Below are 24,108 nucleotides of genomic sequence, written 5' to 3' on the forward strand. Positions count from 1 at the left end.
GCGGCCGGCCTCACACCGGCGGCACGGGCCCCAGGCGCCGCAACTGCGTGACGTGCCGGGGCGAGAGCTCCTCGAGGCACGTGACGCCGAGCAGGCGCATCGTGCGGATCACTCCCTCGGCGAGGATGTCGATGGCGCGGCTCACCCCGGCCGCACCGCCGGCCATCAGGCCGTAGAGGTAGGCCCGACCGACCAGCGTGCACCGGGCGCCCAGCGCGACCGCCGCGACGATGTCGGCGCCCGACATGATGCCGGTGTCCACCAGGATCTCGGTGTGCTGACCCAGGTCGCGCGCCACCGTCGGCAGCAGGTGAAACGGCACCGGGGCCCGATCCAGTTGGCGCCCACCGTGATTGGACAACACGATCCCGTCGACACCGCGGTCGACGACCGCGCGGGCATCGTCAAGCGTCTGAATCCCTTTGACGACGAGCTTGCCCGGCCACTGCTCCTTGATCCACTCCAGGTCATCGAAGGTCAGGCTGGGATCGAACATCGTGCTCAGGTATTCGGCGACCGTGCCGGGCCAGCGGTCCAGCGACGCGAACGCCAAAGGTTCGGTGGTCAACAGGTCGAACCACCACTTCGGGTGGGGCACCGCGTCCAACACGGTGCGCAGCGTCAGCGTGGGCGGGATCGTCATGCCGTTGCGGTTGTCGCGCAGCCGCGCGCCGGAGACCGGGACGTCCACGGTGGCCAGCAGGGTGTCGAAGCCGGCCTCGGCGGCGCGTCTGACCAGCTCCATCGAGCGTTCGCGGTCCCGCCACATGTAGAGCTGAAACCACTTTCGGCCTTGGGGCACGGCCGTGACGAGGTCCTCGATCGCGCAGGTGCCCAACGTGGACAGCGAAAACGGGATCCCCGCCCTGGCCGCCGCCTGCGCGCCGGCGATCTCGCCCTCGGTGTGCATGAGCCGGGTGAATCCGGTGGGCGCGATCCCGAACGGCAGCACGACCGGCTGGCCGAGCACATCCCACCCCGCGGTCACTTGGGAGACGTCGCGCAGGATCGTCGGATGAAATTCGATGTCGCGGAAGGCTTGTCGGGCGCGTTCGATGGACAGCTCATCTTCGGCCGCGCCATCGGTGTAGTCGAACGCCGCCTTCGGGGTGCGCTGCTTGGCGATGCGCCGCAGGTCTTCGATGGTGTAGGCGGCGTCGAGCCGCCGCTTGGTCGCGTTCAGCTCGGGCCGCTTGAACTGCATGAGCGGGGCGAGATCGCGCACTTTGGGTACTCGTCGGCGAACGGCCTTCCGTCTTTCGAGTTCCATAATGTGCAACCGTAGTCAGGTGAGATCTGCAGGCGACCCGTTCGATCTCCAGCGTTTCGTGGACGCGCAGGAGCCGGTGTACGGCGACGTCCTCGACGAGCTGCGGGCCGGACGAAAACGCAGCCACTGGATGTGGTTCGTCTTCCCCCAACTGCGCGGCCTGGGCGGCAGCCCGACCGCGGTCCATTACGGCATCTCCTCGCTGGACGAGGCTCGGGCGTACCTGCGTCATGAGCTGCTGGGGCCGCGGTTGCGGGAGTGCGCCCGACTGGTCACCGCGGTGCAGGGGCGCTCGATCGGGCAGATCTTCGGCTCGCCGGACGACCTCAAACTGCGCTCGTCGATGACCCTGTTCGCCCACGCCACCGAGGACGACGAGGACTTCGTCGCGGTGCTCGACAAGTATTACGAGGGCCGCCAGGACGCGCTGACGTGCGAGCGCCTACACCGAGCTTAGGATCCGCCACCCGTGCGGCTCGACGGCGACGGCGTCCACGACCTCCGGCGGCGGGGCCGCCGATCCGCCGATGACCTGCGCGCGCCCCGGGCCCAGCTCCGGCAGCGACACGTGCAGGGGTTCGTCGTCGATGTTGAGCACCACCAGCAGGGCGTCGTCGCCGTTGCGCGCCTCGTAGACGTAGTGCCGGTTTTCCAGCCGTAACGCGGTGGTGGACGCCGCGTGCAGCCAGGGGTGGCGCCGTCGCAGCCCGACCAGGTACTGGTGCAGCCCCCAGGTCTGGACACCGAAGTCATCCAGTTGCAGTGGGGGAGAGCCGAATTCGGGGCGCACGGCGTCGTCGCCGCCGAACCGTTCTTCCTTGACGCCGCGGAACCCGAGCTCGTCGCCGGCGTAGACGCTGGGCACCCCGCCGATAGTGAGCAGCAGCACCAGCGCGTGGGCCACATGCGCGGGGTTGTCCAGCTGGCTGGCGATGCGGGTGACGTCGTGATTGCCGATGAAGGTCAGGGGCGCGAAGCGGCTCAGAAAGTCGTTGTGGCGCTGCAGCGCCCAGTCCAGCTCGAAGAAATTGCCGTCGTTGAGGCTGCTCCAGATCGCCTTCCACAGCTCGTATTGGGTGGCCGAGTCGAAGGTGGCGGCGTCGACGACCGCGGCGTAGTCGCCGTGGATGAGTTCGCCGACGAACCAGGCATCCGGATAGCGCTCGCGCACCCGGGGCAGGGTCGAGGCCCAGAAGTGTTGTGGTACGGCATAAGCCGCGTCGAGGCGCCAGCCGTCGGCGCCGCGGCCCAACCAGTGCGCCATCACCTCGACGGTGTAGTCGACGACGGCGGGGTTGTCGTGGTTGAGGGTGATCAGCCCGTCGTGGCCTTCGAACGTGTGAAAGCGCCCGGGACGTCCGCGGAACCAGCGCGCGGCGGCGTCGTCCTCGGCCGCCTCGCGGTGGCGCGGAAAATCCACCCCGACGTGGTTGAACACGCCGTCGAGCAGGACGCGCAGGCCGCGTCGGTGCGCCTCGGCGACGAGGTGGTCGAAATCGGCGTCGTCGCCGAGCCGGGGATCGATGCGGTAGTGGTCGGTGGTGTCGTAACCGTGTGTGCGCGAGGCGAAGATCGGGCCCAGCGCGATGCCGGACGCCCCGAGTTCGATGGCGTGGTCCAACCAGTCGACGAGCCGCCGCAACCGGTGTTGATGCGGTTGCGGCGGCTCGTTTGACTGCGGTACGGGGAACGCGCCCACGAACCCCAGCGGGTAGACCTGCCACCAGATGGCGTGCTGGACCCAGTCGGGTCCGGACACGGCGCTGGTCACGACGGCGCTATCAGCCGACGGTCGCCAGCGTCTGGGAAGCGACGATCGCTTGGGCCACGCCGGAAACGATCGCCGCGGCCTTCAGCGCCTCCTGGATGGTTTCGCGGCTGACACCGGCCTCGCGCAGCGTGTGCTCGTGGGCGGCCACGCAATCCGGGCATCCGTTGATCGACGACACTGCGAAGCACCACAGCTCGAAGTTCGCCTTCTCCACACCGGGATTGGCGATGATGTTCATCCGCAATCCCGCGCGCAGGTCGTCGTACTTGCCGTCGAGGAAACCCCGGCCACGGTAGAACACGTTGTTCATGGCCATGACCGATGCGGCTCCCAGCGCCGCGTTGTACGCCTCGGCGGACAGAATGTCGGCCGCCTCCGCGCCAATCTCGCTGAGCACCTGCGTGTTCCGGGTCGCCGCGGCGCTCGCCAACAGCGTGCCCCACAGCTGCTCCTCGTCGAGCTCGGTCGTGCGGGTGATCGAACCCAGGTTGAGCTTGAGGTCCTTGGCGTACTCCGGCAGCGCTTCCTTGAGGTTCTCTACGCTCATCTCGCCTCCTGTTCAGACCCTACGGGATCAGCCCCGGATCAGGCCGACTGCTTGAGCAGCTCGGTGGCGTCGAGCGTCGGGTCGCCCTTGCGCCAGTTGCACGCGCACAACTCGTCGGACTGCAGCGCGTCCAGCACGCGCAGCACTTCCTCGACGTTGCGGCCCACCGAACCCGCGGTGACCGAGACGAACTGGATCTCGTTGTTGGGGTCGACGAGGAAGGTCGCCCGGTCGGCCACACCGTCGGCGTTGAGCACGCCGGTGGCCAGGCTCAGCTCCCGCTTGATGTCCGAGAGCATCGGGAAGGGCAGCTTTTTGAGGTCCTCGTGCTGCGCACGCCAATTGAAGTGGACGAACTCGCTGTCGATCGACACACCCAGAACCTGCGCGTCGCGGTCGGCGAATTCGTCGTTGAGCTTGCCGAAGGCGGCAATCTCGGTCGGGCACACGAAGGTGAAGTCCTTCGGCCAGAAGAACACCACGCGCCATTTGCCGGCGTGGTCCTCGTTGGTGATGGTGGTGAAGTAGTCGCCGGGCTGCTTGGCGTCGACCTTGGACAGATCGCCGGCGATCAACGCGGTGAGCTCGTAGGCGGGGAACTGGTCGCCGATGGTCAGCAGAGGCATATCGCTCCTTATCTGGATTTACTCAAGATTAGCTTTCTTCCACCATGTTGCCGCGTACCCTGGTTGAAGTAAAGGTGATATTTCCCACTACACTTATAGGTATGACCGATAAGAGTTATCAGCCGACGATCGCCGGCCTGCGCGCGTTCGTGGCGGTGGCCGAGAAGCATCAATTCAGCGGTGCCGCAACGGCTCTCGGCGTCAGCCAGTCGACGTTGTCGCAGGCGCTCTCGGCGCTGGAGGCGGGCTTGGGCACCCGCCTCGTCGAGCGCTCGACACGGCGTGTCTTCTTGACACCCCAGGGTACGGAGCTGTTGCCACGCGCCCAGGCCGTCGTCGAGGCGACCGACGCCTTCACCGCCGCGGCGGCGGGCGCCTCGGATCCGTTGCGGGCCGGCATGAGGCTGGGCCTGATTCCCACGGTGGCGCCCTACGTGCTGCCGACCGTACTGGCCGGGGTGGCCGAGCAGCTTCCGGGGCTGGCGCTGCGGGTGACCGAAGACCAGACCGAGCGGTTGTTGGCGGTCTTGCGCGAAGGGGCATTGGATGCGGCATTGATCGCCCTGCCCGCCGAGGGCGCCGGGGTCAGCGCGATCCCCATCTACGACGAGGATTTCGTCCTCGCCCTGCCCCCCGGCCATCCGCTGGCGGGCAAGCGCCGGGTTCCGGCGACGGCGCTGGCCGACCTGCCGCTACTACTGCTGGACGAGGGGCACTGCCTGCGCGATCAGGCGCTGGATGTCTGCCACAAGGCCGGGGTCCGGGCGGAGCTGGCCAACACGCGGGCGGCCTCACTGGCGACCGCGGTGCAATGCGTGACGGGCGGGTTGGGCGTCACGCTGATTCCGCAGAGCGCGGTGCCCGTCGAGGCCTCGAGAAGCCGCCTGGGCCTGGCACAGTTCGCGGCGCCGCGCCCGGGCCGGCGAATCGGCTTGGTCTACCGCTCGTCGAGCGGGCGCGACGAGTCCTACCGTCAGCTGGCCGGGCTCATCGGGAAGCTGATCAGCAGCCAGCATCAGGTGCGCCCGGTGAAGTAGGCCTATCCGGCGGGCCCGCACCGGTAGGTTCGGCCTATGGAAAAGGTAATCGCGGTGCTCATGCGCGCCGACTCCGACGACGATTGGTGCGCCCGGCAGCGGGGGCCGGTCGCCGATGCGCTGCTGGAGCTGGGTGTGCCCGGATTGTCGGTCAACGTCCGCGACGACGCCGTGCGCCAGTCGTTGATGACGCTCACGACGCTGGACCCACCGGTCGCCGCGGTGGTGAGCATGTGGACCCAGCAGTGCTACGGCGAGCAGATGACGTCCGCGCTCGAGCTGCTGGCAAAGGAGTGTGAGCAGCTCGCCGCGTACCTGGTGACGGAATCGGTCCCGCTGAGCGCGCCCGCCGTCGAGTCCGGTTCCCGCACACCGGGTTTGGCCAACATCGCGTTGCTGCGCCGGCCCGCGGGCATGGACCAGGCGACGTGGCTGACCCGTTGGCAACGCGACCATACACCGGTAGCCATCGAGACACAGTCGACGTTCGGCTACACCCAGAATTGGGTGGTGCGCGCGCTCACCGAAGACGCGCCGGGAATCGCCGGCATCGTCGAGGAGTTGTTTCCCGCGGAGGCGATCACCGATCTTCAGGCATTTTTCGGAGCCGCCGACGACAACGATCTCCAACACCGGTTAGGACGAATGGTGGCCAGCACGACGGCCTTTGGCGCCAACGAGAACATCGACACCGTGCCGACGAGCCGCTACGTCATCAGCACGCCGTTCACGGACTGAGGACACCAGATGACGACACTGCGCGACGCCGTGGCATTGGCCGCGGCGGAGAACGGATTGGCGGTGGTATCGACCGTCCGGGCTGACGGGACCGTGCAGGCGTCACTGGTCAACGTGGGCCTGTTGTCGCACCCGGCGAATGGTCAACCGGTGCTGGGGTTTACCACCTACGGAAGAGTCAAACTGGCCAACCTGCGGGCCCGGCCGCAGTTGGCCATCACCTTCCGTAACGGGTGGCAGTGGGCGACGGTCGAGGGCCGCGCGGAGCTGGTCGGCCCCGACGACACCCAGCCGTGGCTGACCGATCCCGATCGGTTGCGAGTCCTGCTGCGCGATGTGTTCGTTGCGGCGGGCGGTACCCACGACAACTGGGACGAGTACGACCGGGTGATGGCTTCCGAGGGGCGCGCCGTGGTGCTGATCGCTCCGACCCGCGTCTACAGCAACGGCTAGCCTCGCTACGCTGCGGGGGTGACGCTGCAGATCGATGACGACAAGCGGGTGCGCACCCTCACGCTGAACCGCCCGGAGGCGCTCAACGCCTTCAACGAAGCCCTCTATGACGCCACCGCCGAGGCGCTGCTGGCCGCCGCCGACGATCCCGAGGTGGCCGTGGTCCTGCTGACCGGAGCGGGTCGCGGATTCAGCGCCGGTACCGACCTGGGCGAGATGCAGGCGCGCATCACCGACCCCGGCTTCACTCCGGGCAAGCATGGCTTCATCGGACTCATCAACGCGCTCAGCGCCTTTCCCAAGCCGCTGATCTGCGCGGTGAACGGTGTCGGCGTGGGGATCGGCGCCACGATTCTGGGCTATGCCGATCTGGCGTTCATGTCGTCGACGGCCCGGTTGAAGTGCCCGTTCACCAGCCTGGGCGTAGCCCCGGAAGCGGCGTCGTCCTATCTGCTGCCGCAGCTGGTGGGCCGGCAGAACGCCGCGTGGCTGTTGATGTCGTCCGAATGGGTCGACGCCGACGAGGCGCTGCGGATGGGCCTCGTCTGGCGGGTGTGCCAACCGGACGAGCTGCTCCCGCAGGCCCGCCACCACGCCGAAATCCTTGCCTCCCGGCCGATCTCGAGCTTGATGGCCGTCAAACACACGATGATGGAGCCGGTCCGCCCCGAGATCACGGCGGCCACCGCGCGGGAACACGCGCACTTCGCCGAGCTCATGGGCGCGCAGGCCAACGCCGCGGCGCTGGCTGATTTCAACAAGGGCTGAAACGGCGTTCCGGCGTCAGGCCGACGGCGCTGTCTCTAACTTCGCCGCGTCGGCGAGGATCGCGCGCAGGGTGCGCCGGCAGCGACCGCAGTCACCGCCCGCCCCGCATGCCGCGGCGATTTCCTTGGAGGTCGACGCGCCCTGCGCGACGACGTCGCACACGGTCTGGCTGGTCGCCCCGACGCACAGGCACACGTACATCAGCGCACCTCCCGCATGTGGGCGTCCCCTTCGTCGACGGGTCCTTCGAGCGACCCGATGCCGCTCCCGCGCCTGACCTCCCGGGGACTCGGGGCCCCGGCCGGAGGTGCGAAACGAACAAGCCGCATATTAGTGGAGTCTAACCTAACCTGCTTAGTGCAGTCTAACCTAACAACCGGGTGCTTAGACTAGCTCGACAACGCACTGAGTGCAGCCAAACCTTGCTAGAACATTTGCGGCGGCCGTGGCAAAGTGCTGCTACAGGCCGGGTTTGTGCGCTCCAGCCCAGCGCACGGATCGCGGCCGAACATGCCAGCAGCAGACACCGTAGGAGTGAAAATGCAAGGGGATCCGGAAGTTTTGCGTCTGCTCAACGAGCAGTTGACCAGCGAGCTCACCGCGATCAACCAATACTTCCTGCACTCCAAGATGCAGGACAACTGGGGTTTCACCGAGTTAGCTGAGCACACCCGCGCGGAGTCCTTCGACGAGATGCGACACGCCGAGGCGATCACCGACCGCATCCTGTTGCTCGACGGGTTGCCGAACTACCAGCGCCTCTTCTCGCTGCGCATCGGCCAGACCTTGCGCGAGCAATTCGAGGCCGACCTCGCCATCGAATACGAGGTGATGGACCGCCTCAAGCCGGCCATCGTCTTATGCCGGGACAAGCAGGATTCCACCACCGCCACCCTGTTCGAGGACATCGTCGCCGACGAGGAAAAGCACATCGACTACCTCGAGACGCAGCTGGAGTTGATGGACAAGCTGGGCGTGGAGCTGTACTCGGCGCAGTGCGTCTCGCGGCCACCCAGCTGACGCGGGCGGCGGGCAAGGTAGGTAACGTCGGGCCGGCATGACGAGCCCGAGAGCAGCGGTGACCCAGGCGACCCCGGCGGCGAATTCCGCGCCCAGCGGCGAGCTGATCAGCCCGCAACGGCGCAACCTGATCTTCGTCGCGATCGTCCTGGGGATGCTGCTCGCGGCGTTGGACCAGACCATCGTCGCCACCGCGCTGCCGACGATCGTCGCCAACCTGGGCGACGCCGGCCATCAGTCCTGGGTCGTCACCAGCTATCTGCTCGCATCGACCGTCGTCACCGCGCTGGCCGGCAAGCTCGGGGACTCCTACGGGCGCAAGCGGGTGTTCCAGGCGGCGATCGTCTTCTTCGTCGTCGGATCGGCGTTGTGCGGGCTGTCCCAGTCGATGGCCATGCTGGTGGGAGCGCGTGCGCTGCAAGGGATCGGCGGCGGCGCCATCACCGTCACCGCCAGCGCGCTGATCGGCGAGGTCGTCCCGCTGCGCGAGCGGGGCCGGTACCAGGGCATCCTCGGGGCGGTCTTCGGCGTCACGACGGTGATCGGGCCGTTGCTGGGCGGCTACTTCACCGATTACCTGACCTGGCGGTGGGCGTTCTGGGTCAACGTGCCGATCTCCGTGGTCGTCATTTTCGTTGCCGCCGCGGCGATTCCAGCGCTGGGCGCGTCCGCCAAGCCGATCATCGACTACTCCGGAATCGTGTTCGTCGGCCTGGGCGCGGCGGGCCTGACGCTCGCCACCAGCTGGGGCGGGACGCTGTACGCGTGGGGGTCGCCGACGATCATCGGCTTGTTCGTCGGCGCCGCGGTGGCGCTGGGCGTTTTCGTGGTGGTGGAACGTCGCGCCGCCGAGCCGATCCTGCCCATCCGGTTGTTCGCCAGTCCGGTGTTCGCCGTGTGCTGCGTGCTGTCCTTCGTCGTGGGTTTTGCGATGCTGGGCGCGCTGACGTTCCTGCCGACCTATATGCAGTACGTCAACGGGGTCTCGGCGACGACCTCGGGTCTGCGCACGCTGCCCATGGTGGTCGGGATGCTGATCACCTCCACCGGCAGCGGAACCCTGGTCGGCCGCACCGGCCGCTACAAGGTTTTCCCGGTGACCGGCACCGCGCTGATGGCGCTGGCGTTTTTGCTGATGTCGCGGATGGAGCCGTCGACGTCCGCCCTGATCCAGTCGCTGTACCTGGTCATCCTGGGCGCCGGGATCGGATTGTCCATGCAGGTGCTGGTTCTGATCGTGCAGAACACGTCGAATTTCGAAGACCTCGGCGTCGCCACCTCGGGGGTGACGTTCTTTCGCACCATCGGAAGTTCTTTCGGGGCGGCGATATTCGGCTCGCTGTTCGTGAACTTCCTCGACCGCCGCATCGGCCCGGCCCTGGCGGCCAGCGGCGCGCCGCCCGACGCGGTCAGCTCGCCCGGGGCCCTGCACCGGCAGCCACACGATGTGGCCGCGCCCATCGTGGCGGCCTACGCCGATTCGCTGACCGAGGTTTTCTTGTGGGCGGCGCCGGTGGCCGTGGTCGGTTTCGTGCTGGCCCTGTTCCTGCGCGAGGTCCCGCTGCGGGATATCCACGACAGCACAGTCGATCTCGGCGACGCGTTCGGCATGCCGACCTCCGAGACGCCGGACCAGATGCTGGAGAACGCGATCGCACGGATGTTGCGCGGCGAAACCGGCATGCGGTTACGCAGCATCGCCATGCGGCCCGATTGCCGGCTCGACGTGGCCGGGCTGTGGGGGGTCCTGCGCATCAATCGCTACACGCAGATGTACGGGACCGCCCGTCTCACCGACATGGCCGACTATCACCGAATACCGTTCGAGGTTCTCGAGCCCACTTTCGCGCGCCTGGCCGCCGGCGGTTACGCGCGAAGCGACGGCGACCAACTGTCGCTCACCCCGGCCGGGGCCCAGCAAGTCGGCTACGTGCACTCGCTGCTGGTGGCCTGGCTCGTGGACAAGCTCGCCCGCTCGCCGGGCTTCGAGGGCCGCCCGGACCGCCGCGCGGTGCAGGCCGCGCTCGAACGCGTCGCGCATCGGGTTCTCGCCCAACGTGATTGGCATGAGGAAACGCCAACCGCGGCGATCGGTCCGGCCGCTCGCTAGCCGGTGGCTCCACCCGTTTCGCGACAACCGCGACCCAGGTCCTTAGGCGGGCGTACCATCACGCCATGAGCCGAATCGGAACATTTGCTGACGACGACCTGGCCGGCTGGTTTGTGAAGTCTCCGGACATCGGCGGCGCGCTCGGTGCCTTCAGCCAGGCGGTCTACACCAAGAACCGGTTGCCGTTACGCACGCGCGAATTGGCGCGCGCCGTGATCGCTCACCGCAACGAATGCGTCGTCTGCGTCAACACCCGCGACGAGGACGGACCCGCCGCGGGTGTCGACGAGGAGCTGTACGACCACGTCCACGAATGGCGCACCTGGCCCGGCTACAGCGACCAGGAGCGGCTGGCGGCCGAGTTCGCCGACCGCTTCGCCACCGACCACACCGGCCTGCGCGACGACGAAGACTTCTGGACGCGCTGCGCCGAACACTTCTCCGACGAGCTGCTGGCCGACCTGGCGCTGTCCTGCGCGCTGTGGGTGGGCATGGGCCGGGTGTTGCGGACCCTCGACATCGGCCAGGCCTGCAAGCTCACCATTCCCAGCCGCGCATAGCCGTTTGCGCCCTCCGAACTCCGGGCAGCAGGCGATGACGCGCGCCGCGGGCACAAAACGGGGCGCCGCGGCGTTGCGCGACGGGTGAGACCACGCAGGAGGAGGCTCGGGTGAAGGTTCGCTTCGGCGTCGGGCTGGGCGCGGACACCGCCCCACATCAGCTGGCCGCCATCGTCGACCACCTCGAGGCCAACGGCGTGGATTCGCTGTGGTTTTCCGAGCTGGTGTACTCGCCGGCCGTCGATCCCACGGTCGGGATGGCGTACGCGCTCGCCCGGACGAGCCGGCTGAAGGTGGGCACCTCGGTGGCGGTGCTGCCGGGCCGGCATCCGGTGCTGGTGGCCAAGCAGCTCGCGTCGCTGGCGGCCGTCGCCCCGAAGCGGGTCCTTCCGGTGTTCGGCTTGCGATCGGCGATACCGGCCGAGCGCGAGGTGTTCGTGGTTCCCGACGGTCAGCGGGCGGCGGTCTTCGACGAGTCGCTACGGGTGCTGCGCGCGGCCCTGGAAGGGGATTCGGCCACGTTCACGGGCCAATACTTCACCGTCACCGGCGCGGCGATCGCCCCGAAACCGGTGCCGCCGCTGGACATCTGGTTGGGCGGCTCGGCGCCCGCCGCGTTTCGGCGTATCGGAGCGCTCGGCGACGGCTGGCTGGGCAGCTTCCTCACCCCGGCGGAGGCCAGGACCGGGCGCGAGGCGATCGAACGGGCCGCGGAGCGGGCCGGCCGGCACATCGAACCCGACCACTTCGGGATCTCGCTGGCCGTCACCGAGGGCGAGCTGCCCGCGGAATTGGCCGCGGCGGTCCGCAAGCGCCGACCGGACCTCGACCCCGGCGAGCTGATCCCGCCGGGTGGGCTCAGCTGCACCGCCAACTGGACGCGTACCTGGAGGCCGGGTTGACGAAATTCGTCATCCGGCCGGCCGGTCGGGCCCCCGTGGACGGATTCCTCGATCGCTTCGTCTACGAACTCGTCGGCCGCCAGAACTGACCGGCCACGCGGGACGATTACCCGACCGCACCACCACGAGGCTGCAGAATGACTGCCATGACCGGCACACCGCTTGCCGCCGCGGCGATTGCCCAGCTGGAGGGCGAGGGCGTCGACACGGTCATCGGCACCGTCGTCAATTCCGCCGGGCTCACCCTGGCCAAGGCCGTTCCGATCCGCCAGACGAACACCTTCGCCGATCCCGGCTTGGGCGCCAGCCCCTCCTGGCACGCGTTCGCCATCGACCAGACCGGCATCGCCTTCACCGCCGACGTCGGCGTGGTGGGGGACCAGCGGCTCCGGATCGACCTGTCCGCGTTGCGCATCGTGGGCGACGGCCTGGCGTGGGCGCCCGCCGCGTTTTTCTCCCAGGACGGCACGCCGGTCCCCACGTGCGGCCGGGGAACGCTGCGGCGCATAGAAACGGCGCTCGACGACGCCGGCATCGAGGCGGCCGTCGGGCACGAAATCGAATTCCTGTTGGTCGCGCCGGACGGCGGCCGGTTGCCGTCGGCGGTGTGGGCCCCGTACGGCCTCGCCGGCGTGCTGGAGCGTGAAGCGTTCATCCGGGAGGTGATCGGGTCGGCGACGGGAGCCGGCGTCGCGATCGAACAATTCCACCCCGAGTATGGCGCCAACCAGTTCGAGATCTCGCTGCCGCCGCAACCGCCGGTCGCCGCCGCCGATCAGCTGATACTGATGCGGCTCATCATCGGCCGCGCGGCGCGCCGCCACGGCCTGCGCATCAGCTTGTCACCCGCCCCGTTCGCCGGTGCCGTCGGATCCGGTGCGCACCAACATTTTTCGCTGACGACGCCGGAAGGACCGCTGTTCTGTGACGGCGCGGGCGCCGCGGGCATGACGCCGGCGGGGGAGAGCGCGGTGGCGGGCGTGGTTGGTGGTCTGCGGGAAGCCCAGGGCGTGCTGTGCGGATCGGTCGTCTCGGGTCTGCGGATGCGGCCCGGCAATTGGGCCGGCGCCTACGCGTGCTGGGGCACCGAAAACCGCGAGGCCGCAGTGCGATTCGTCACCGGCGGACCCGCCAGCCCGCGCGGCGGAAACGTCGAGGTCAAGATCGTCGACCCGTCGGCCAATCCGTACCTGGCGTCGGCGGCCATCCTGGGGCTCGCGCTGGACGGCATCAAATCCGGGGCCCCGCTGCCGCCGGAGGTCACGGTCGACCCGGCGGCCCGCTCCGATGCCGACCGCGCGCGTGACGGCGTGGTGCGCCTGACCGATTCGCAGGCCGAGGCGATCGCGGCGCTGGACGCTTCGGAGCGCATGCGGTGCATCCTGGGCGATCCGGCGGTCGACATGGTGGTCGCGGTTCGCCGACTGGAACACGAACGCTACGGCGATCTGGACCCCGAGCAGCTGGCGGACCGATTCCGCATGGCCTGGAGCCTGTGACGGGCCGGTGATGAGCGCCGAGACCCGCGACCTGGCCGAGCACATCGGCGCGGTGTCGCTGATCGATCAGCACGTCCACGGTTGTTGGTTGGCGGCCGGCGACCGACGGCGATTCGAGAACGCACTCAACGAGGCCAACACCGAGCCCATCGCCGACTCGGGTTTCGACTCCCAACTCGGGTTCGCCGTGCGCGCGCACTGCGCCCCCGCCCTCGGCCTGCCCGAGCACGTCGACCCGCAGGCCTATTGGGACCGTCGTCGCCAGTTCGCCGAAGACGAACTGGCGCGGGTGTTCCTATCGGCCGCCGGCGTCGGGGACTGGCTGGTGGACACCGGGATCGGCGGGGGCGGGGTCGCCGGCGTCGGGCAGATCGCCCGGATGTCGGGCGGCCGTGCGCACGAAATCGTGCGTCTCGAGGAGGTGGCCGAACAGGCCGCCCAAGCCGCGGGTGACTATGCGGCGGCGTTCGAGGAGATCCTGCATCGGCGCGCGGCCGACGCCGTGGGCACCAAATCGATCCTGGCCTACCGGGGCGGTTTCGAGGGTGACCTCAGCGAGCCGTCGACGGCGGAGGTCGCCGAGGCCGCCGACCGGTGGCGCGCGCGCGGCGGGACGCGATTGCGGGACCGGATCCTGCTGCGGTTCGGGTTGCATCAGGCGTTGCGACTCGGCAAGCCATTGCAATTCCACGTCGGGTTCGGCGATCGGGACTGCGACCTGCACAAGGCCAATCCGCTCCTGCTGCTTGACTTTCTGCGCCGGTCGGCCGACGTCCCGATCGTGCTGTTGCACTGTTATCCCTACGAGCGTGAGGCCGGTTATCTGGCGCAGGCGTTCAACAACGTCTACCTCGATGGCGGACTGAGCGTGAACCACCTGGGGGCGCGGTCGCCGGCGTTCCTCGGGCGGCTGCTGGAGCTGGCACCCTTTTCCAAGATCCTCTACTCGTCGGACGGTTTCGGTCCCGCGGAACTGCACTTTCTCGGGGCGGTCCTGTGGCGCCGGGGCCTACACCGGGTGCTACGCGAATTCGTCGACCGCGGCGACTGGAGCGAGGCCGACGCCATCCGGGTGGTCGATCTCATCGCCCGCGAGAACGCCCGCAGGATCTACGACCTCGGGTAGCCCGGTCTTCGGCCGCGAAAGCGCGGCCACGACATTTTTCACAAATTCCGCTGTAACCCGCCGCGGGGGCGCATAGGCTTCGGGAGACGAATCGGGCAACGTCACCAAACTGAGGCAACAAGGAGGTTTGGGCACATGTTGTCCCGCGCTGCGTTCGTCGACGCAGCCATCGTTACCGTCGCCGCTTCGGCGCCTCCGCCCTACGCGTCACGCAGTGGGGGTCGCCACGCCACCAGTTCTGGTGACTACGTGTCATATCCGCACCAGGGCGGGTTGTAGCCAAGCCCTATCGCCGTTGTGCCGAGGGAGTGCCGGAATGGTCTATGAGGGGTGGCCATGCCGGCATTCCACGGCAGCGCGTGCCAAGCCGGCGCATTACGTTGCGCGGCGGCGCAATTCGCGAACGTGTGATTCAGACCAGCGCTGACGCATCGAACACCCAGCTAGTGTCCCCATTTGCCAGTGCTTCGAAGTGGTTCGGGGGAGCGAACGCGACGAGGCTGTTCATGTCCCAATAGTCTTTCCAGACGGTGATCTTGTCGTCGACGACTTTGTGGACGGTCACGAACCGCAACACGCCCTGTTCGCCGGTCGCGAATGTCCATGTCTCCGAGTGCTCGTAGAGCACGTCGGAACCGTTGGACACCAGCACGCCGGTGTGGTTCTCGTAGCCCGCCAGGTGTTCCAGACCCATCTTGAGTCGTTTGACGATGCCCTCGGGGCCGCGGGCCGACAAGGCCGGAACCGGCATGTCGACGTAGAGGCAGTCGTCGGACAAGAATGTCGGGATCGCCTCCCAGTCGCGGCGCGAAAGGGCCTGCCACAGCCCACGGACGACATCCTCGACCGCGATCATAGATACCTCTGTCATACCGGCAAATAAACTCGGTTGCCGCGCCGGTGTCAACTACTGCGGCCGTTCGCGCCGCAATCGCGATCGGTCAGCTTTCGGCGGCGGCCATCGACCGGGCCGGCCCGAGCGCCACCGGCAGCGACGACCATCCCCGCAGCACGCGGGTCTCGCGCCGGCTGCCGGCGCCTGCCGCGCGCACCTCGGGGAAGCGGTCGAAGAACGTCCGCAGCCCGACTTCGCCCTCGGCGCGTGCCAACGCCGCCCCGAGACAGAAGTGCCGGCCACCGGAAAAGGCGAGATGCCGCCCGGCGTTTGGTCTTTCGATGTCGAAGCGGTGTGGGTCGCTGAACACCGCCGGATCCCGGTTGGCGGCGGCCAGGTACACCAGCACCAGGTCGCCTCGGGCGACCTGGTGCCCCGCGATCTCGACATCGCCCCGCGCCATCCGGGCGGTCAGCTGCACCGGCGATTCCAGCCGCAGGATCTCCTCGACGGCGTTGGGCCACAGCTCCGGTCGTCGCCGTAGCGCGTCGAGGTGCTCGGGCGCGTCCAACAGCGTGCGAATCCCGTTGCCGAGCAGGTTCACGGTGGTCTCAAAGCCCGCCGCCAACACCAGTCCGGCGATCGCCTGAAGCTCGTTTTCGTTGAGATAGGTCTCCGCGGAGCCACTTTCGGCGGTCTGGATCAGCTGGCTCATCACGTTGTCGCTGGGTTCCCGGCGCAGCCGCTGCAGGTGTTCGGCGAGCCAGGAACTGAAGCCGGCGATCCCGTCCTGCACGCTGCGGTACTGCCGCCACGGCAACCCGATGTCCAGGCTCGGCGCGGCCAGCTCACCGAATTCCAGGACCCGCGGCCGATCCGACTCGGGAACGCCGAGGATCTCGCTGATGATCGAGACCGGAAGTTGCGCGCAGTAGCGCCCGACGATGTCGACGACGCCGGACTCACCGGTCAACCGCTCCAGCAGGTCGGCGGCCGTCTGCTCGACGCGCTCACGCAGGGCGGCGACCGCCCTGGGCGTGAACACCGCCGACACGGTCTTGCGGTAGCGGGTGTGGTCGGGGGGCTCGACGGCCAGCAAGGAAGGGGCACGCAGGGGGTGCAGGAGGTCGTCGCGGGTGCGGCGCTCGAGCCATCGCAAGGGCGCGGGCAGATTCGATCCGAAGATCACCACCCGGAAGTCGTCGGACCGCAACAGCTCGTGGGCGAGCGCGTGATCGGCGGTCAGGTAGGCGACGCGGCCCTTCACCAGTTTGCCCCGGGCCCGGACCTCGTCGTAGAAGCGCACCGGATCGGCCGCCACCGCCGGATCGGCGATCAACCGGGCCTGGACGTCACCCCGGCGCGCGCCGTACGCCGCGGCGCCGCGGATGAAGCCGTGCATCGCGAACCAGTGCAGTCGTTCCTTCACCGGCCCTCCCTCGCTCAGGTGTCGCTACGAGCGTAGGCCGCGCGCATCGGGGGAGTCAGCACTCCGCGACGATTTTGAATTCGGTGGTCACCACCTTGTTGGGATTGCTGCTGTTGATGCCGTACGCGCTGCCGGTGATGGTGTACGCGTCATGGGCGAGGTCGACATGCGCGTCTCCCACGCCGCCTTGCCAAAAGCTGCCGGTGAAGCCGTCGACGTTGCGGATCTTCACCCACTGCGGCATGACCCGGTAGCCACTGAGCAGCATCACCGCCTCGACGCCGCCGTCGTGGTCCGGAATCTTGATGGTCCGGTACATCTGGTCTTGCCGGCACGCGGGGGGACGTGTCGTATGTGTGGCGCCGTCGATGGTCAGGCGGGCGGCGCGGCGGGGCGTCGTCTGCGCCGCGCTGCACCCCGCCACGCCGACGACGACCGCCGCCAGGATCAAAGCGACTGTGGGCAAGCGGTTTTGCACCAGCCGACCTCCTTACTGCCGCTTCGGCGCTAGCGCGGGTAGGGCCTTGACGATACTGCGTCGCACGAGTTCGGGGCTCAGGCCCTTGAAGAAGTCAATCAGGCGAATGCTTTTGGGCACATACCAATGCAGCCGCTTCTGATGGTGGTAGGCCTGCCACGCGGTTTCGGCGACGCTGCTGGCCGGCATCAGCCGCAGCGGGCCTCTTTTGGGGGCGGTGGCGCGCAACTCCTCGGCGGTTCTCGGCGCGGCGCCGTCGCCGGAGTGGTTGGTCGTCGTGGTGAGGATGGCGGTGTCGATCAGACCGGGCAGCACGTCGGCGACGCGCACCCCGTGCCGCTGCCATTCCACGCTGAGCGCCTCGGTCAGGCCCTTGACCGCGTGCTTGGTCGACGAGTAGACCGCGAGGCGGGGCATGCCGTAAGTCGCGGACGAGGACGACGTCGAAAACATCAGGCTGCCGGGGGTTTTCTTCAGGTAAGGCAGCGCGCCGTAGGCGCCGGTCAGCACCGCTTTGTAGTTCACATCGACGAGGCGCATCGCGGCGTCATACGGCACGTCCTCGAACCACCCGGATTCGCCGACGCCGGCGTTGTTCCACATCATGTCGAGGCCGCCGCCGGCGTTGCCGGAGCAGAAGTCGGCCAGGGCGCCGTCCAGGGCCGCCTTGTCCGTCACGTCGACGGCGCGGGTCCACAGCCGGTCGCCGCCCAATTCTTGCTGCAGCGTGGTCAGGCCGTCGTCGTTGCGGTCCACCGCGCCCACCCGCCAGCCCTTGGCGTGGAACAGCTTTGCGCCTTCGCGGCCCATGCCGCTGCCGGCGCCGGTGATGAAGACCGATTTCACGACGCGTCGGCCTCGACCACGTCTTTGATGCGGTTCAGCGTCTTGGTCATGTCGCGGATGTTGCGGCGCTTGCGCAGAAATCCGCCGAACAACCAGTACACGCCCAGCCAGGGCGCGGGGTTGAGCCGAAACGACTCGGTGACGTCGGTCCCGCCGCCGCTGGGCGCCAAGCGATAGTGCCAGTTGTTGACCTCCCGATCACCGAGCAGCACGGTGAAGCCGAATTCGCGGCCCGGATCGCACGCGGTGACCTTGCAGGTCGTCCAATACACGGGTCCCATTTCATTGCGCCGGACGTGGCCGCGGAATTTCGCGCCGAGGGCCGGGCCGGTCGCATCGCCCAGCCACTCGGCCTCGAAAACTTCCGGGGAAAACCGTCCGGTGTTGCGCACGTCCGCGATGAGATCCCAGATCTTGGCCGCGGGCGCCGCCATGTGAACAGTCGCCGAACCTTCCATGGGCTGATCCAAACACAGCTTGGTGCCGGGTCATAGACCACGCGGGCGTGTCATCAGTGCGGGACGGCCGCCTGGATCAACCCGTTGATGATCTGCTTGATGCCCTGCGCCGGGTGCGAGTACCAACCGATCGGCAAGCCGGACTGCGCACCGCACTTCGGCCAGGGCTCCACGCCCTCTTCCGCGAAAACCCGGTTGGCCACGGCGATTTGCTGCTCCCTGGAGGCGGCCGCCGGGTTGCCGACGCCGCCGTAACGCGCCCAGGTGGCCGGCTTGAATTGCAGTCCACCGTAATTGCCGTTTCCGGTGTTGGCGTGCCAGTTGCCGCCGGATTCGCATTGAGCGATCGCGTCCCAGTTGGGAGCGGCGTCCGCGCTCACCACACCCGTGGACGAAGCCATCGATGCTGCAACGAACCCGCCGACCGCTACGGACTTGACGAGAAGCTTGCAGAGATTCTTCATGTCAAGGTTTTCGGCGCGTGTGGCCAAAGCGTTACCTATTCGAAAATGGCGCGAGATATGCCTTCTATCTGCGGAAATCGCGTTATCGCCAGGCCAAATTCGACGGTTAGGAAATGGTGAGGAAAAATTAAATTATTGCTGGCAATACGATTGCGTCGCTGACCAGAGGGCGCGTCGGTAGAGGCCGTCGAGCCGACGACTCGCGACGACGGCGCCCCTGGCGGCGTCGAGCTGGCCCGCGCACGCCGGCGAGTGCAGCACGTCCCAGTTGGCCGATATCTGCGCCAGCATCGCCTGGTTGAGGCCGTCGATCGTCGACCGCGAGGCCGCGAGGTCCGGGGAGTCGGCCGGGGCGTCACCCGGATTGAGTTTCCAATCCGCGAACCGGCCGTATTCGATGGCCTCGGTCGCGCCGATCTGGTCACCGAAGACCCGGGTGATGTAGTCGCGGTCGATGCGTGCGGCGACGGCGTCGTCGTCGAGCTTTGCCAATTCCTGCCGGACGCGAACGGGGTCCTCAATTGCCCCGTGGGTGTTCCATTTATAGGCGGCCACCGGGTCGGCAACCTGTAGCCGTTGCGCGGCGGCGTCGACCAACGGGGTCAGGCGATTCGCGTCGTCGGCGCGGGCCGGCGCCGACCACACCGCAAGGGCGCCGACCACGGCGACACACAGGGGAACGAGACGGACTCGGTGCGGGCGCGCGCTGCGGGGCATAGCGACGATTCTGGCGTGAATCGCCGCCCCTTAACGCACTACTGCGCCTGACGTGTCGTCAAGCGCAGTAGTGGCGTCAGGTGAATAGGGTTATCCGCCGCCGCCCGAGGAAGCGCCCAGCGCGCTCTGCAGGTCGGGCTTCATGGCGTTGAGCTGGGCTCCCCAGTACTCCCAGCTGTGTGTTCCGTTGGCGTTGAAGTTGAACACGGCGTTGTGGCCGCCGGCCGCGTTGTACGCGTCCTGGAACTTCAGGTTGCTGCTGCGCACGAAGTTCTCCAGGAACTCGGCAGGCATGTTCGCCCCGCCCAGCTCCGACGGTGTCCCGTTACCGCAGTACACCCAGAGCCGGGTGTTGTTACCGACCAGCGCCGGGATTTGCAGGCTGGGGTCGTTGCGCTGCCAGGCCGGGTCGCTCGACGGGCCCCACATGGCGTCCGCCTTGTAACCGCCGGCATCTCCCATCGCCAAGCCGATCAGCGAGGGGCCCATGCCCTGGGACGGGTCCAGCAGCGCGGAGAGCGATCCGGCGTAGACGAACTGGTTGGGGTGGTTCACGGCCAGGATCATCGCCGAGGAGCCGGACATCGAGATGCCGACCGCGGCGCTGCCGGTGGACTTGACGCCCTTGTTCGAGGCCAGGTACTGCGGCAGTTCGCTGGTCAGGAAGGTCTCCCACTTATAGGTCGAGCAGCCGGCCTTCCCGCACGCGGGCTGGTACCAGTCGGCGTAGAAGCTGGACTGACCGCCGACCGGCATGATGACCGACAGACCCGACTGGTAGTACCACTCGAACGCCGGGGTGTTGATGTCCCAGCCGTTGTAGTCGTCTTGAGCCCGCAGCCCGTCCAGCAGATAGACCGCGGGGGAGCCGTTGCCACCGCTTTGGAACTGGACCTTGATGTCGCGACCCATTCCAGCGGACGGCACTTGCAGGTACTCGACGGGCAGGCCCGGACGCGAAAACGCATTCGCGGTCGCCGCGCCGCCGGCAATACCGATCAGGCCCGGCAGCGTTGCAGCCGCGGCTGCACCGACCACAAGTCGGCGCCCCCAGGCCCGGACCTTCTCGCTCAGATCTGTCATACCTGCCCCTTGTCGGATGTGATCGAATGTGATCGCGGTCTCACAGGAATTTACCGTGTAAGTCCGTCAAATGTCGATTGGGACGCGGACGCGTCTCGGTTTCGTATCGCTTTTACCTCGCAATTTCGCCACCCGGGGTTCCGAGCGGCGACCATCGGCGAGTACCCGCTCGGCGTCCGCCTAACCGAGCCGCCGCAAAAGTCGCCGGCCGGCGGCCTCCGGTGTGCGCAGCGCCGAAAGCCCTTGAGACCGCGCGATAGACACAGCGCGCGCCCGATCGACCCAGATGCGCTTTCGGCGGACGGTCAGCGGCGGTGCGTGTCGCGCCGTCGACCGTCTGAATCGGGCATCGGGTGCACAGCGACACCGGAATTGTGTGCATATCCGATGAGAACGGCGCGGCGTCCCCATCCGATCAACCCAATTGGGATTATCGGCGTGTCGCGAGGCGATGTGGACCGGCGCCGCCCGGTTTGCGCCGACCGCGTAGGCTCTGTCGAAGCAAGCCGATGAAGACCACGCTATCCCGTGTCTGTTCCGGCCCTCACGAACCTCCGCACCAGCGGTTTGATGGTGCGCGTCGGTGCGTCTGGGAGCCGAGGCGCGGGACCGATTGGGGCATAGATTTGGACACGGTACTTGGCCTGTCAGTGACGCCGACCGCCGTCGGCTGGGTCCTCGCTGAGGGACACGGCGCAGACGGCACCATCCTGGATCACCAGGAGTTGGCGCTGCGCGCCGGCCGGGGTGTCCGCGCCGTGAACACCGCGGAGCAAGTCGTCGACGAGGTCTTGCGGGTCGACACGGCGGCGGCCGCGAGCGATCAACGACTTCGCGTCATCGGGGTGACCTGGAACGACGACGCAGCCGCTCAGGCGGCGCTGGTGCTGGAGGCGTTGACCGACGCGGGTTTCGACAACGTCGTGCCGGTCCGGTTCCTCGAGGCCATCGAGACCCTGGCGCAGGCCATCGCACCCGTCATCGGTTACGAACAGACCGCGGTCTGCATTCTCGACCATGACGCCACGACCGTCGTCATGGTCGACACCCAGGACGGCGAGACCCAGACGGCGACCAAGCAGGTGCGCGGCGGCCTCGACGGCCTGACCCGGTGGCTGACCGGCATGTTCGACCGCGACGGATGGCAACCCGGCGGGGTTGTCGTCGTCGGCGCACACCGCGACATCGACGGTTTCTCATGGCAACTCGAAAAGGCCTTGCCGGTACCGGTTTTCGTGCAATCGATGGCCCAGGTGACGATCGCACGGGGCGCGGCGCTGTCCGCGGCCCGCAGCACCGAGTTCACCGACGACCAGCTGGTGGCGCACCACAGCGAACCCATTTCCTCAGCGCCGGCACGACAGCGGCACCTGTCGTACGCCGGGGCCCTCACGGCGTTGGCCGCCGGTGCGGTCACGTTCGTCGGCTCGGTGTCGCTGGCGGTGGGGATCCACGTGGGCCCGGCCAGCGCGCCCGCGTCCAAGCACACCACCCACCCGTCCACGCCCCAGGCCGCCGAGGCGGCCCCGGCCGTCGCGCCGCTTCCGGCGCCCCCACCGGTCAAACGACCCGCCCAGCCGCCCGCCGCCGGCGAGCCCGCTGCCGAGCCGGCCGCGCCGGAAGAGCAACCGGGCGTCGGTGGCGATCGGCAGCCGGATCCGGGTAACGGGCAGCCCTACTTGACCCGCGTGCTCGAGCACATTCCCGGGGACGCGGGCGACGCGGCCGATTCGGCGCCGCGCGCGGCGGGCGGGCAGCCCTGATTTCGCCCGGAAGTTTTGTTCACCCGTCCTTGGCGTGAACCGCGGTAAACGTCAATGACACGTCGTCGGCGACCTGGACCGAGCCCATCAGCAGCGAGTAGGGCTTGACGCCGTAATCGGTTTGCCGGACGGCGGTTTCACCCGATATGCGCCACGCGTTTCCGAGATCTTCGGTGCGCACGTCGACGACGTGGTCTCGCGAGGTGCCATGGATCTCGAGCGTGCCGGTGAGCCGGTACCCGTCGCCGGCCCGCTCGATGACATCCGCACTGTAGCGAATCTCGGGAAATCGCTTGGCGTCCAACGACTTCAATGCATTGGAGCGCACCTGCGCCTTCTCTGTCGCGGACAGCCCTTTGATGCCGCCCTCGGCGTTCACCACGGCGAAGGAACCGACATCGACCGCAAGTTCGGCGCTGACGGGTCGCGAACCCGCCCAATTCACGGTGGCACGCCAGCGCGACATCACGATGGTGAGGCGGTGGCCCATCCGCGCCGCTCGCCCGGCAACACCGGTGTGGAGCAACAGTTCACCGTCGGGCGGGCCGATCGTCCACGTCGCGCCCTTCTCAGAAGTCACGGACCGACGCTGTCACATGGTCAAGACGGTGCGGTAATGCGCTCGCCCCTGCTCCAGCGCCGCATAGCCGTCGGCCGCCTGCGCCAGCGGTAACTCCTCGATCCACGCCCGAACGCCGGACAGGACCGCGAAATGCATGGTGTCCTCGACGTCTTTGGCCGTACCGGAGGGATGCCCGACGATGCTGACGCCGGGGGTGATCAGCTGTACGGGGCTGATCGGCAGCGGCTCGGGCGTGACGCCGATGGTGACCAGTTCACCTTGCGGGACGATGCCGCCGACGGTGGCGGCCATCGCCTTCGAATTGCCCGCGGTGGCCAGGACGACGGTCGCGCCGCCCAAGTCCTTCAGCGCTTCGGCGGGATCGTTGGCGGTGGAATCGATGTAGTGATGGGCGCCCAGTTTCCGGGCGTCATCGGCCTTGCCGCTGCCGCGGTTGATCGCGATGGTCTCGAAGCCCATCGCCCGGGCGAACTGCACGCCGAGGTGGCCCAGGCCACCGACGCCCAGTATCGCCACGCGATCGCCGGGCAAGGCTTTCGTGTGACGCAACGCGTTGTAGGTGGTGACGCCGGCACACCCCATGGGGGCGGCTTCGGCGTCGGAGAGCTCGGCCGGTATCCGGGCCAGGGCGCTCACCGGGACGGTCACCGATTCCGCGTATCCGCCGGGATACTGCCAGCTCGGCACCTTCCCGTTCGCGCAGTGAATGAAGAGGCCCTTGCGGCATTGATCGCAGCGGTAGCAGCAACCGCCGAACCAACCGACCGCGACGCGATCGCCGATCGCGAAATCCTGCACGCCGTCACCGACTTCGGCGACCTTGCCCGCGATCTCATGTCCGGGCGTCAGGGGCCACGAGATGCCCGGGAACCCCCCGTTGACGAAGTGCGCGTCGGTGCCACAGATCCCGCACGCGCCGACCGTCAGTCGTACCTCGTCGCGGCCGGGTGGTTGGGTTTCGACTTCGGCCAGCTCTAGGGGGCCGCCTGCGGACTGGATCCGGACAGCTTGATGTTTGGGCATCG

Annotated in this window: 26 protein-coding genes and 1 pseudogene; 12 read left to right on the forward strand and 15 right to left on the reverse strand. The window is 68.0% G+C overall.

Annotated features, from left to right (window positions below; genetic code table 11):
- Nucleotides 1–10: 10 nt before the first annotated feature.
- Complete coding sequence (locus tag QGN31_RS13640; protein ID WP_051444559.1) at nt 11–1,270, reverse strand: alpha-hydroxy acid oxidase; 1,260 nt, start codon at nt 1,268–1,270, stop codon at nt 11–13.
- Between the two features lie 19 nt (nt 1,271–1,289).
- Here QGN31_RS13640 and QGN31_RS13645 point away from each other — a divergent pair, with 19 nt between their 5' ends.
- The gene (locus QGN31_RS13645) at nt 1,290–1,727 is read left to right on the forward strand and encodes a DUF1810 domain-containing protein (RefSeq protein ID WP_201408302.1); all 438 of its coding nucleotides are present in this window, start codon (nt 1,290–1,292) and stop codon (nt 1,725–1,727) included.
- Here the strand turns inward: QGN31_RS13645 and QGN31_RS13650 are convergent.
- From QGN31_RS13650 to QGN31_RS13660, 3 genes are read right to left on the reverse strand one after another with little or no spacing between them, the layout of a single operon-like run.
- Nucleotides 1,713–3,041: an alpha-amylase family glycosyl hydrolase gene (locus tag QGN31_RS13650; RefSeq protein WP_036459060.1), complete on the reverse strand. Its 1,329-nt coding sequence runs from the start codon at nt 3,039–3,041 to the stop codon at nt 1,713–1,715. The two genes, QGN31_RS13645 and QGN31_RS13650, sit on opposite strands and share 15 nt — an antisense overlap.
- A gap of 10 nt (nt 3,042–3,051) precedes the next feature.
- Entirely contained in the window at nt 3,052–3,588 is a 537-nt protein-coding gene (locus QGN31_RS13655; protein ID WP_009953017.1) for an alkyl hydroperoxide reductase, read from the reverse strand.
- 38 nt (nt 3,589–3,626) lie between these two features.
- A complete protein-coding gene (locus QGN31_RS13660; protein WP_008256883.1) occupies nt 3,627–4,214 on the reverse strand; it encodes a peroxiredoxin in 588 nt (195 codons plus the stop codon).
- A 101-nt stretch (nt 4,215–4,315) separates the two neighbouring features.
- Here QGN31_RS13660 and QGN31_RS13665 point away from each other — a divergent pair, with 101 nt between their 5' ends.
- From QGN31_RS13665 to QGN31_RS13680, 4 genes are read left to right on the forward strand one after another with little or no spacing between them, the layout of a single operon-like run.
- Complete coding sequence (locus tag QGN31_RS13665; protein WP_014382600.1) at nt 4,316–5,251, forward strand: hydrogen peroxide-inducible genes activator; 936 nt, start codon at nt 4,316–4,318, stop codon at nt 5,249–5,251.
- Between the two features lie 36 nt (nt 5,252–5,287).
- Nucleotides 5,288–5,989, forward strand: coding sequence for an EthD domain-containing protein (locus tag QGN31_RS13670; protein WP_014942169.1), 702 nt, complete (start codon nt 5,288–5,290; stop codon nt 5,987–5,989).
- Nucleotides 5,990–5,998: 9 nt separating this feature from the next.
- On the forward strand, nt 5,999–6,442 hold the full coding sequence (locus tag QGN31_RS13675; protein WP_009953013.1) for a TIGR03618 family F420-dependent PPOX class oxidoreductase: 444 nt from the start codon (nt 5,999–6,001) through the stop codon (nt 6,440–6,442).
- A gap of 18 nt (nt 6,443–6,460) precedes the next feature.
- A complete protein-coding gene (locus QGN31_RS13680) occupies nt 6,461–7,210 on the forward strand; it encodes an enoyl-CoA hydratase/isomerase family protein (protein WP_014711664.1) in 750 nt (249 codons plus the stop codon).
- 15 nt (nt 7,211–7,225) lie between these two features.
- Here the strand turns inward: QGN31_RS13680 and QGN31_RS13685 are convergent, their stop codons facing one another.
- A complete protein-coding gene (locus QGN31_RS13685) occupies nt 7,226–7,411 on the reverse strand; it encodes a (2Fe-2S)-binding protein (RefSeq protein ID WP_008256874.1) in 186 nt (61 codons plus the stop codon).
- A gap of 339 nt (nt 7,412–7,750) precedes the next feature.
- On the opposite strand from QGN31_RS13685, the gene bfr reads away from it, so the two are divergent.
- The 6 genes and pseudogenes from bfr (at nt 7,751) to QGN31_RS13715 (ending at nt 14,427) form a co-directional block, all read left to right on the forward strand.
- Entirely contained in the window at nt 7,751–8,230 is a 480-nt protein-coding gene (gene bfr / locus QGN31_RS13690; protein WP_008256872.1) for a bacterioferritin, read from the forward strand.
- 37 nt (nt 8,231–8,267) lie between these two features.
- Nucleotides 8,268–10,340 carry an MDR family MFS transporter gene (locus tag QGN31_RS13695; protein WP_176476798.1) on the forward strand — a complete coding sequence of 691 codons (2,073 nt, stop codon included), beginning with the start codon at nt 8,268–8,270 and terminating at the stop codon, nt 10,338–10,340.
- Between the two features lie 65 nt (nt 10,341–10,405).
- Nucleotides 10,406–10,900, forward strand: a complete 495-nt coding sequence (locus QGN31_RS13700) for a carboxymuconolactone decarboxylase family protein (RefSeq protein WP_009953008.1) — start codon at nt 10,406–10,408, stop codon at nt 10,898–10,900.
- 110 nt (nt 10,901–11,010) lie between these two features.
- Nucleotides 11,011–11,891: pseudogene (locus QGN31_RS13705) on the forward strand (TIGR03854 family LLM class F420-dependent oxidoreductase).
- 57 nt (nt 11,892–11,948) lie between these two features.
- On the forward strand, nt 11,949–13,301 hold the full coding sequence (locus tag QGN31_RS13710) for a glutamine synthetase family protein (RefSeq protein WP_201409486.1): 1,353 nt from the start codon (nt 11,949–11,951) through the stop codon (nt 13,299–13,301).
- A gap of 10 nt (nt 13,302–13,311) precedes the next feature.
- Complete coding sequence (locus tag QGN31_RS13715) at nt 13,312–14,427, forward strand: amidohydrolase family protein (protein ID WP_014382595.1); 1,116 nt, start codon at nt 13,312–13,314, stop codon at nt 14,425–14,427.
- Between the two features lie 412 nt (nt 14,428–14,839).
- Here QGN31_RS13715 and QGN31_RS13720 read toward each other — a convergent pair whose 3' ends face one another.
- The 8 genes from QGN31_RS13720 to ag85B form a co-directional block, all read right to left on the reverse strand.
- Nucleotides 14,840–15,283, reverse strand: a complete 444-nt coding sequence (locus tag QGN31_RS13720) for a nuclear transport factor 2 family protein (protein ID WP_201359139.1) — start codon at nt 15,281–15,283, stop codon at nt 14,840–14,842.
- Between the two features lie 85 nt (nt 15,284–15,368).
- Entirely contained in the window at nt 15,369–16,691 is a 1,323-nt protein-coding gene (locus QGN31_RS13725; RefSeq protein ID WP_014382594.1) for a cytochrome P450, read from the reverse strand.
- Nucleotides 16,692–16,746: 55 nt separating this feature from the next.
- Complete coding sequence (locus tag QGN31_RS13730) at nt 16,747–17,169, reverse strand: lipoprotein LpqH (protein WP_008256850.1); 423 nt, start codon at nt 17,167–17,169, stop codon at nt 16,747–16,749.
- Between the two features lie 12 nt (nt 17,170–17,181).
- On the reverse strand, nt 17,182–18,015 hold the full coding sequence (locus QGN31_RS13735; protein WP_036459059.1) for an SDR family oxidoreductase: 834 nt from the start codon (nt 18,013–18,015) through the stop codon (nt 17,182–17,184).
- Nucleotides 18,012–18,491, reverse strand: a complete 480-nt coding sequence (locus QGN31_RS13740; protein ID WP_170320593.1) for an SRPBCC family protein — start codon at nt 18,489–18,491, stop codon at nt 18,012–18,014. The genes QGN31_RS13735 and QGN31_RS13740 overlap by 4 nt, the downstream gene beginning before the upstream one ends.
- 35 nt (nt 18,492–18,526) lie before the next feature.
- Complete coding sequence (rpfC, locus tag QGN31_RS13745; RefSeq protein ID WP_036459058.1) at nt 18,527–18,964, reverse strand: resuscitation-promoting factor RpfC; 438 nt, start codon at nt 18,962–18,964, stop codon at nt 18,527–18,529.
- A gap of 105 nt (nt 18,965–19,069) precedes the next feature.
- The gene (locus QGN31_RS13750; RefSeq protein ID WP_051444558.1) at nt 19,070–19,654 is read right to left on the reverse strand and encodes a chorismate mutase; all 585 of its coding nucleotides are present in this window, start codon (nt 19,652–19,654) and stop codon (nt 19,070–19,072) included.
- 90 nt (nt 19,655–19,744) lie between these two features.
- Nucleotides 19,745–20,737 (reverse strand): diacylglycerol acyltransferase/mycolyltransferase Ag85B, encoded by a 993-nt coding sequence (gene ag85B / locus QGN31_RS13755; RefSeq protein ID WP_009952996.1) that lies wholly within the window; start codon nt 20,735–20,737, stop codon nt 19,745–19,747.
- Between the two features lie 626 nt (nt 20,738–21,363).
- Here ag85B and QGN31_RS13760 point away from each other — a divergent pair.
- Complete coding sequence (locus QGN31_RS13760; protein WP_036459056.1) at nt 21,364–22,500, forward strand: DUF7159 family protein; 1,137 nt, start codon at nt 21,364–21,366, stop codon at nt 22,498–22,500.
- A gap of 19 nt (nt 22,501–22,519) precedes the next feature.
- On the opposite strand, the gene QGN31_RS13765 is transcribed toward QGN31_RS13760, so the two are convergent.
- Both QGN31_RS13765 and QGN31_RS13770 read right to left on the reverse strand, forming a co-directional pair.
- A complete protein-coding gene (locus QGN31_RS13765; protein ID WP_009956806.1) occupies nt 22,520–23,080 on the reverse strand; it encodes a YceI family protein in 561 nt (186 codons plus the stop codon).
- A 12-nt stretch (nt 23,081–23,092) separates the two neighbouring features.
- Nucleotides 23,093–24,106 carry an alcohol dehydrogenase gene (locus QGN31_RS13770; protein ID WP_014382589.1) on the reverse strand — a complete coding sequence of 338 codons (1,014 nt, stop codon included), beginning with the start codon at nt 24,104–24,106 and terminating at the stop codon, nt 23,093–23,095.
- Nucleotides 24,107–24,108 lie beyond the last annotated feature (2 nt).

It is taken from the genome of Mycobacterium sp. 2-64, assembly GCF_035918375.1.
Taxonomy (GTDB): Bacteria; Actinomycetota; Actinomycetes; order Mycobacteriales; family Mycobacteriaceae; genus Mycobacterium; species Mycobacterium intracellulare.

Bases quoted from the DNA above. Each gene is read 5' to 3' on its own strand.
- QGN31_RS13640 (WP_051444559.1), bottom strand. From the start codon at position 1,270: ATGGAACTCGAAAGACGGAAGGCCGTTCGCCGACGAGTACCCAAAGTG.
- QGN31_RS13655 (WP_009953017.1), bottom strand. From the start codon at position 3,588: ATGAGCGTAGAGAACCTCAAGGAAGCGCTGCCGGAGTACGCCAAGGAC.
- QGN31_RS13660 (WP_008256883.1), bottom strand. From the start codon at position 4,214: ATGCCTCTGCTGACCATCGGCGACCAGTTCCCCGCCTACGAGCTCACC.
- QGN31_RS13665 (WP_014382600.1), top strand. From the start codon at position 4,316: ATGACCGATAAGAGTTATCAGCCGACGATCGCCGGCCTGCGCGCGTTC.
- QGN31_RS13670 (WP_014942169.1), top strand. From the start codon at position 5,288: ATGGAAAAGGTAATCGCGGTGCTCATGCGCGCCGACTCCGACGACGAT.
- QGN31_RS13675 (WP_009953013.1), top strand. From the start codon at position 5,999: ATGACGACACTGCGCGACGCCGTGGCATTGGCCGCGGCGGAGAACGGA.
- QGN31_RS13685 (WP_008256874.1), bottom strand. From the start codon at position 7,411: ATGTACGTGTGCCTGTGCGTCGGGGCGACCAGCCAGACCGTGTGCGAC.
- bfr (WP_008256872.1), top strand. From the start codon at position 7,751: ATGCAAGGGGATCCGGAAGTTTTGCGTCTGCTCAACGAGCAGTTGACC.
- QGN31_RS13695 (WP_176476798.1), top strand. From the start codon at position 8,268: ATGACGAGCCCGAGAGCAGCGGTGACCCAGGCGACCCCGGCGGCGAAT.
- QGN31_RS13700 (WP_009953008.1), top strand. From the start codon at position 10,406: ATGAGCCGAATCGGAACATTTGCTGACGACGACCTGGCCGGCTGGTTT.
- QGN31_RS13710 (WP_201409486.1), top strand. From the start codon at position 11,949: ATGACCGGCACACCGCTTGCCGCCGCGGCGATTGCCCAGCTGGAGGGC.
- QGN31_RS13715 (WP_014382595.1), top strand. From the start codon at position 13,312: ATGAGCGCCGAGACCCGCGACCTGGCCGAGCACATCGGCGCGGTGTCG.
- QGN31_RS13720 (WP_201359139.1), bottom strand. From the start codon at position 15,283: ATGATCGCGGTCGAGGATGTCGTCCGTGGGCTGTGGCAGGCCCTTTCG.
- QGN31_RS13750 (WP_051444558.1), bottom strand. From the start codon at position 19,654: ATGCCCCGCAGCGCGCGCCCGCACCGAGTCCGTCTCGTTCCCCTGTGT.
- ag85B (WP_009952996.1), bottom strand. From the start codon at position 20,737: ATGACAGATCTGAGCGAGAAGGTCCGGGCCTGGGGGCGCCGACTTGTG.
- QGN31_RS13770 (WP_014382589.1), bottom strand. From the start codon at position 24,106: ATGCCCAAACATCAAGCTGTCCGGATCCAGTCCGCAGGCGGCCCCCTA.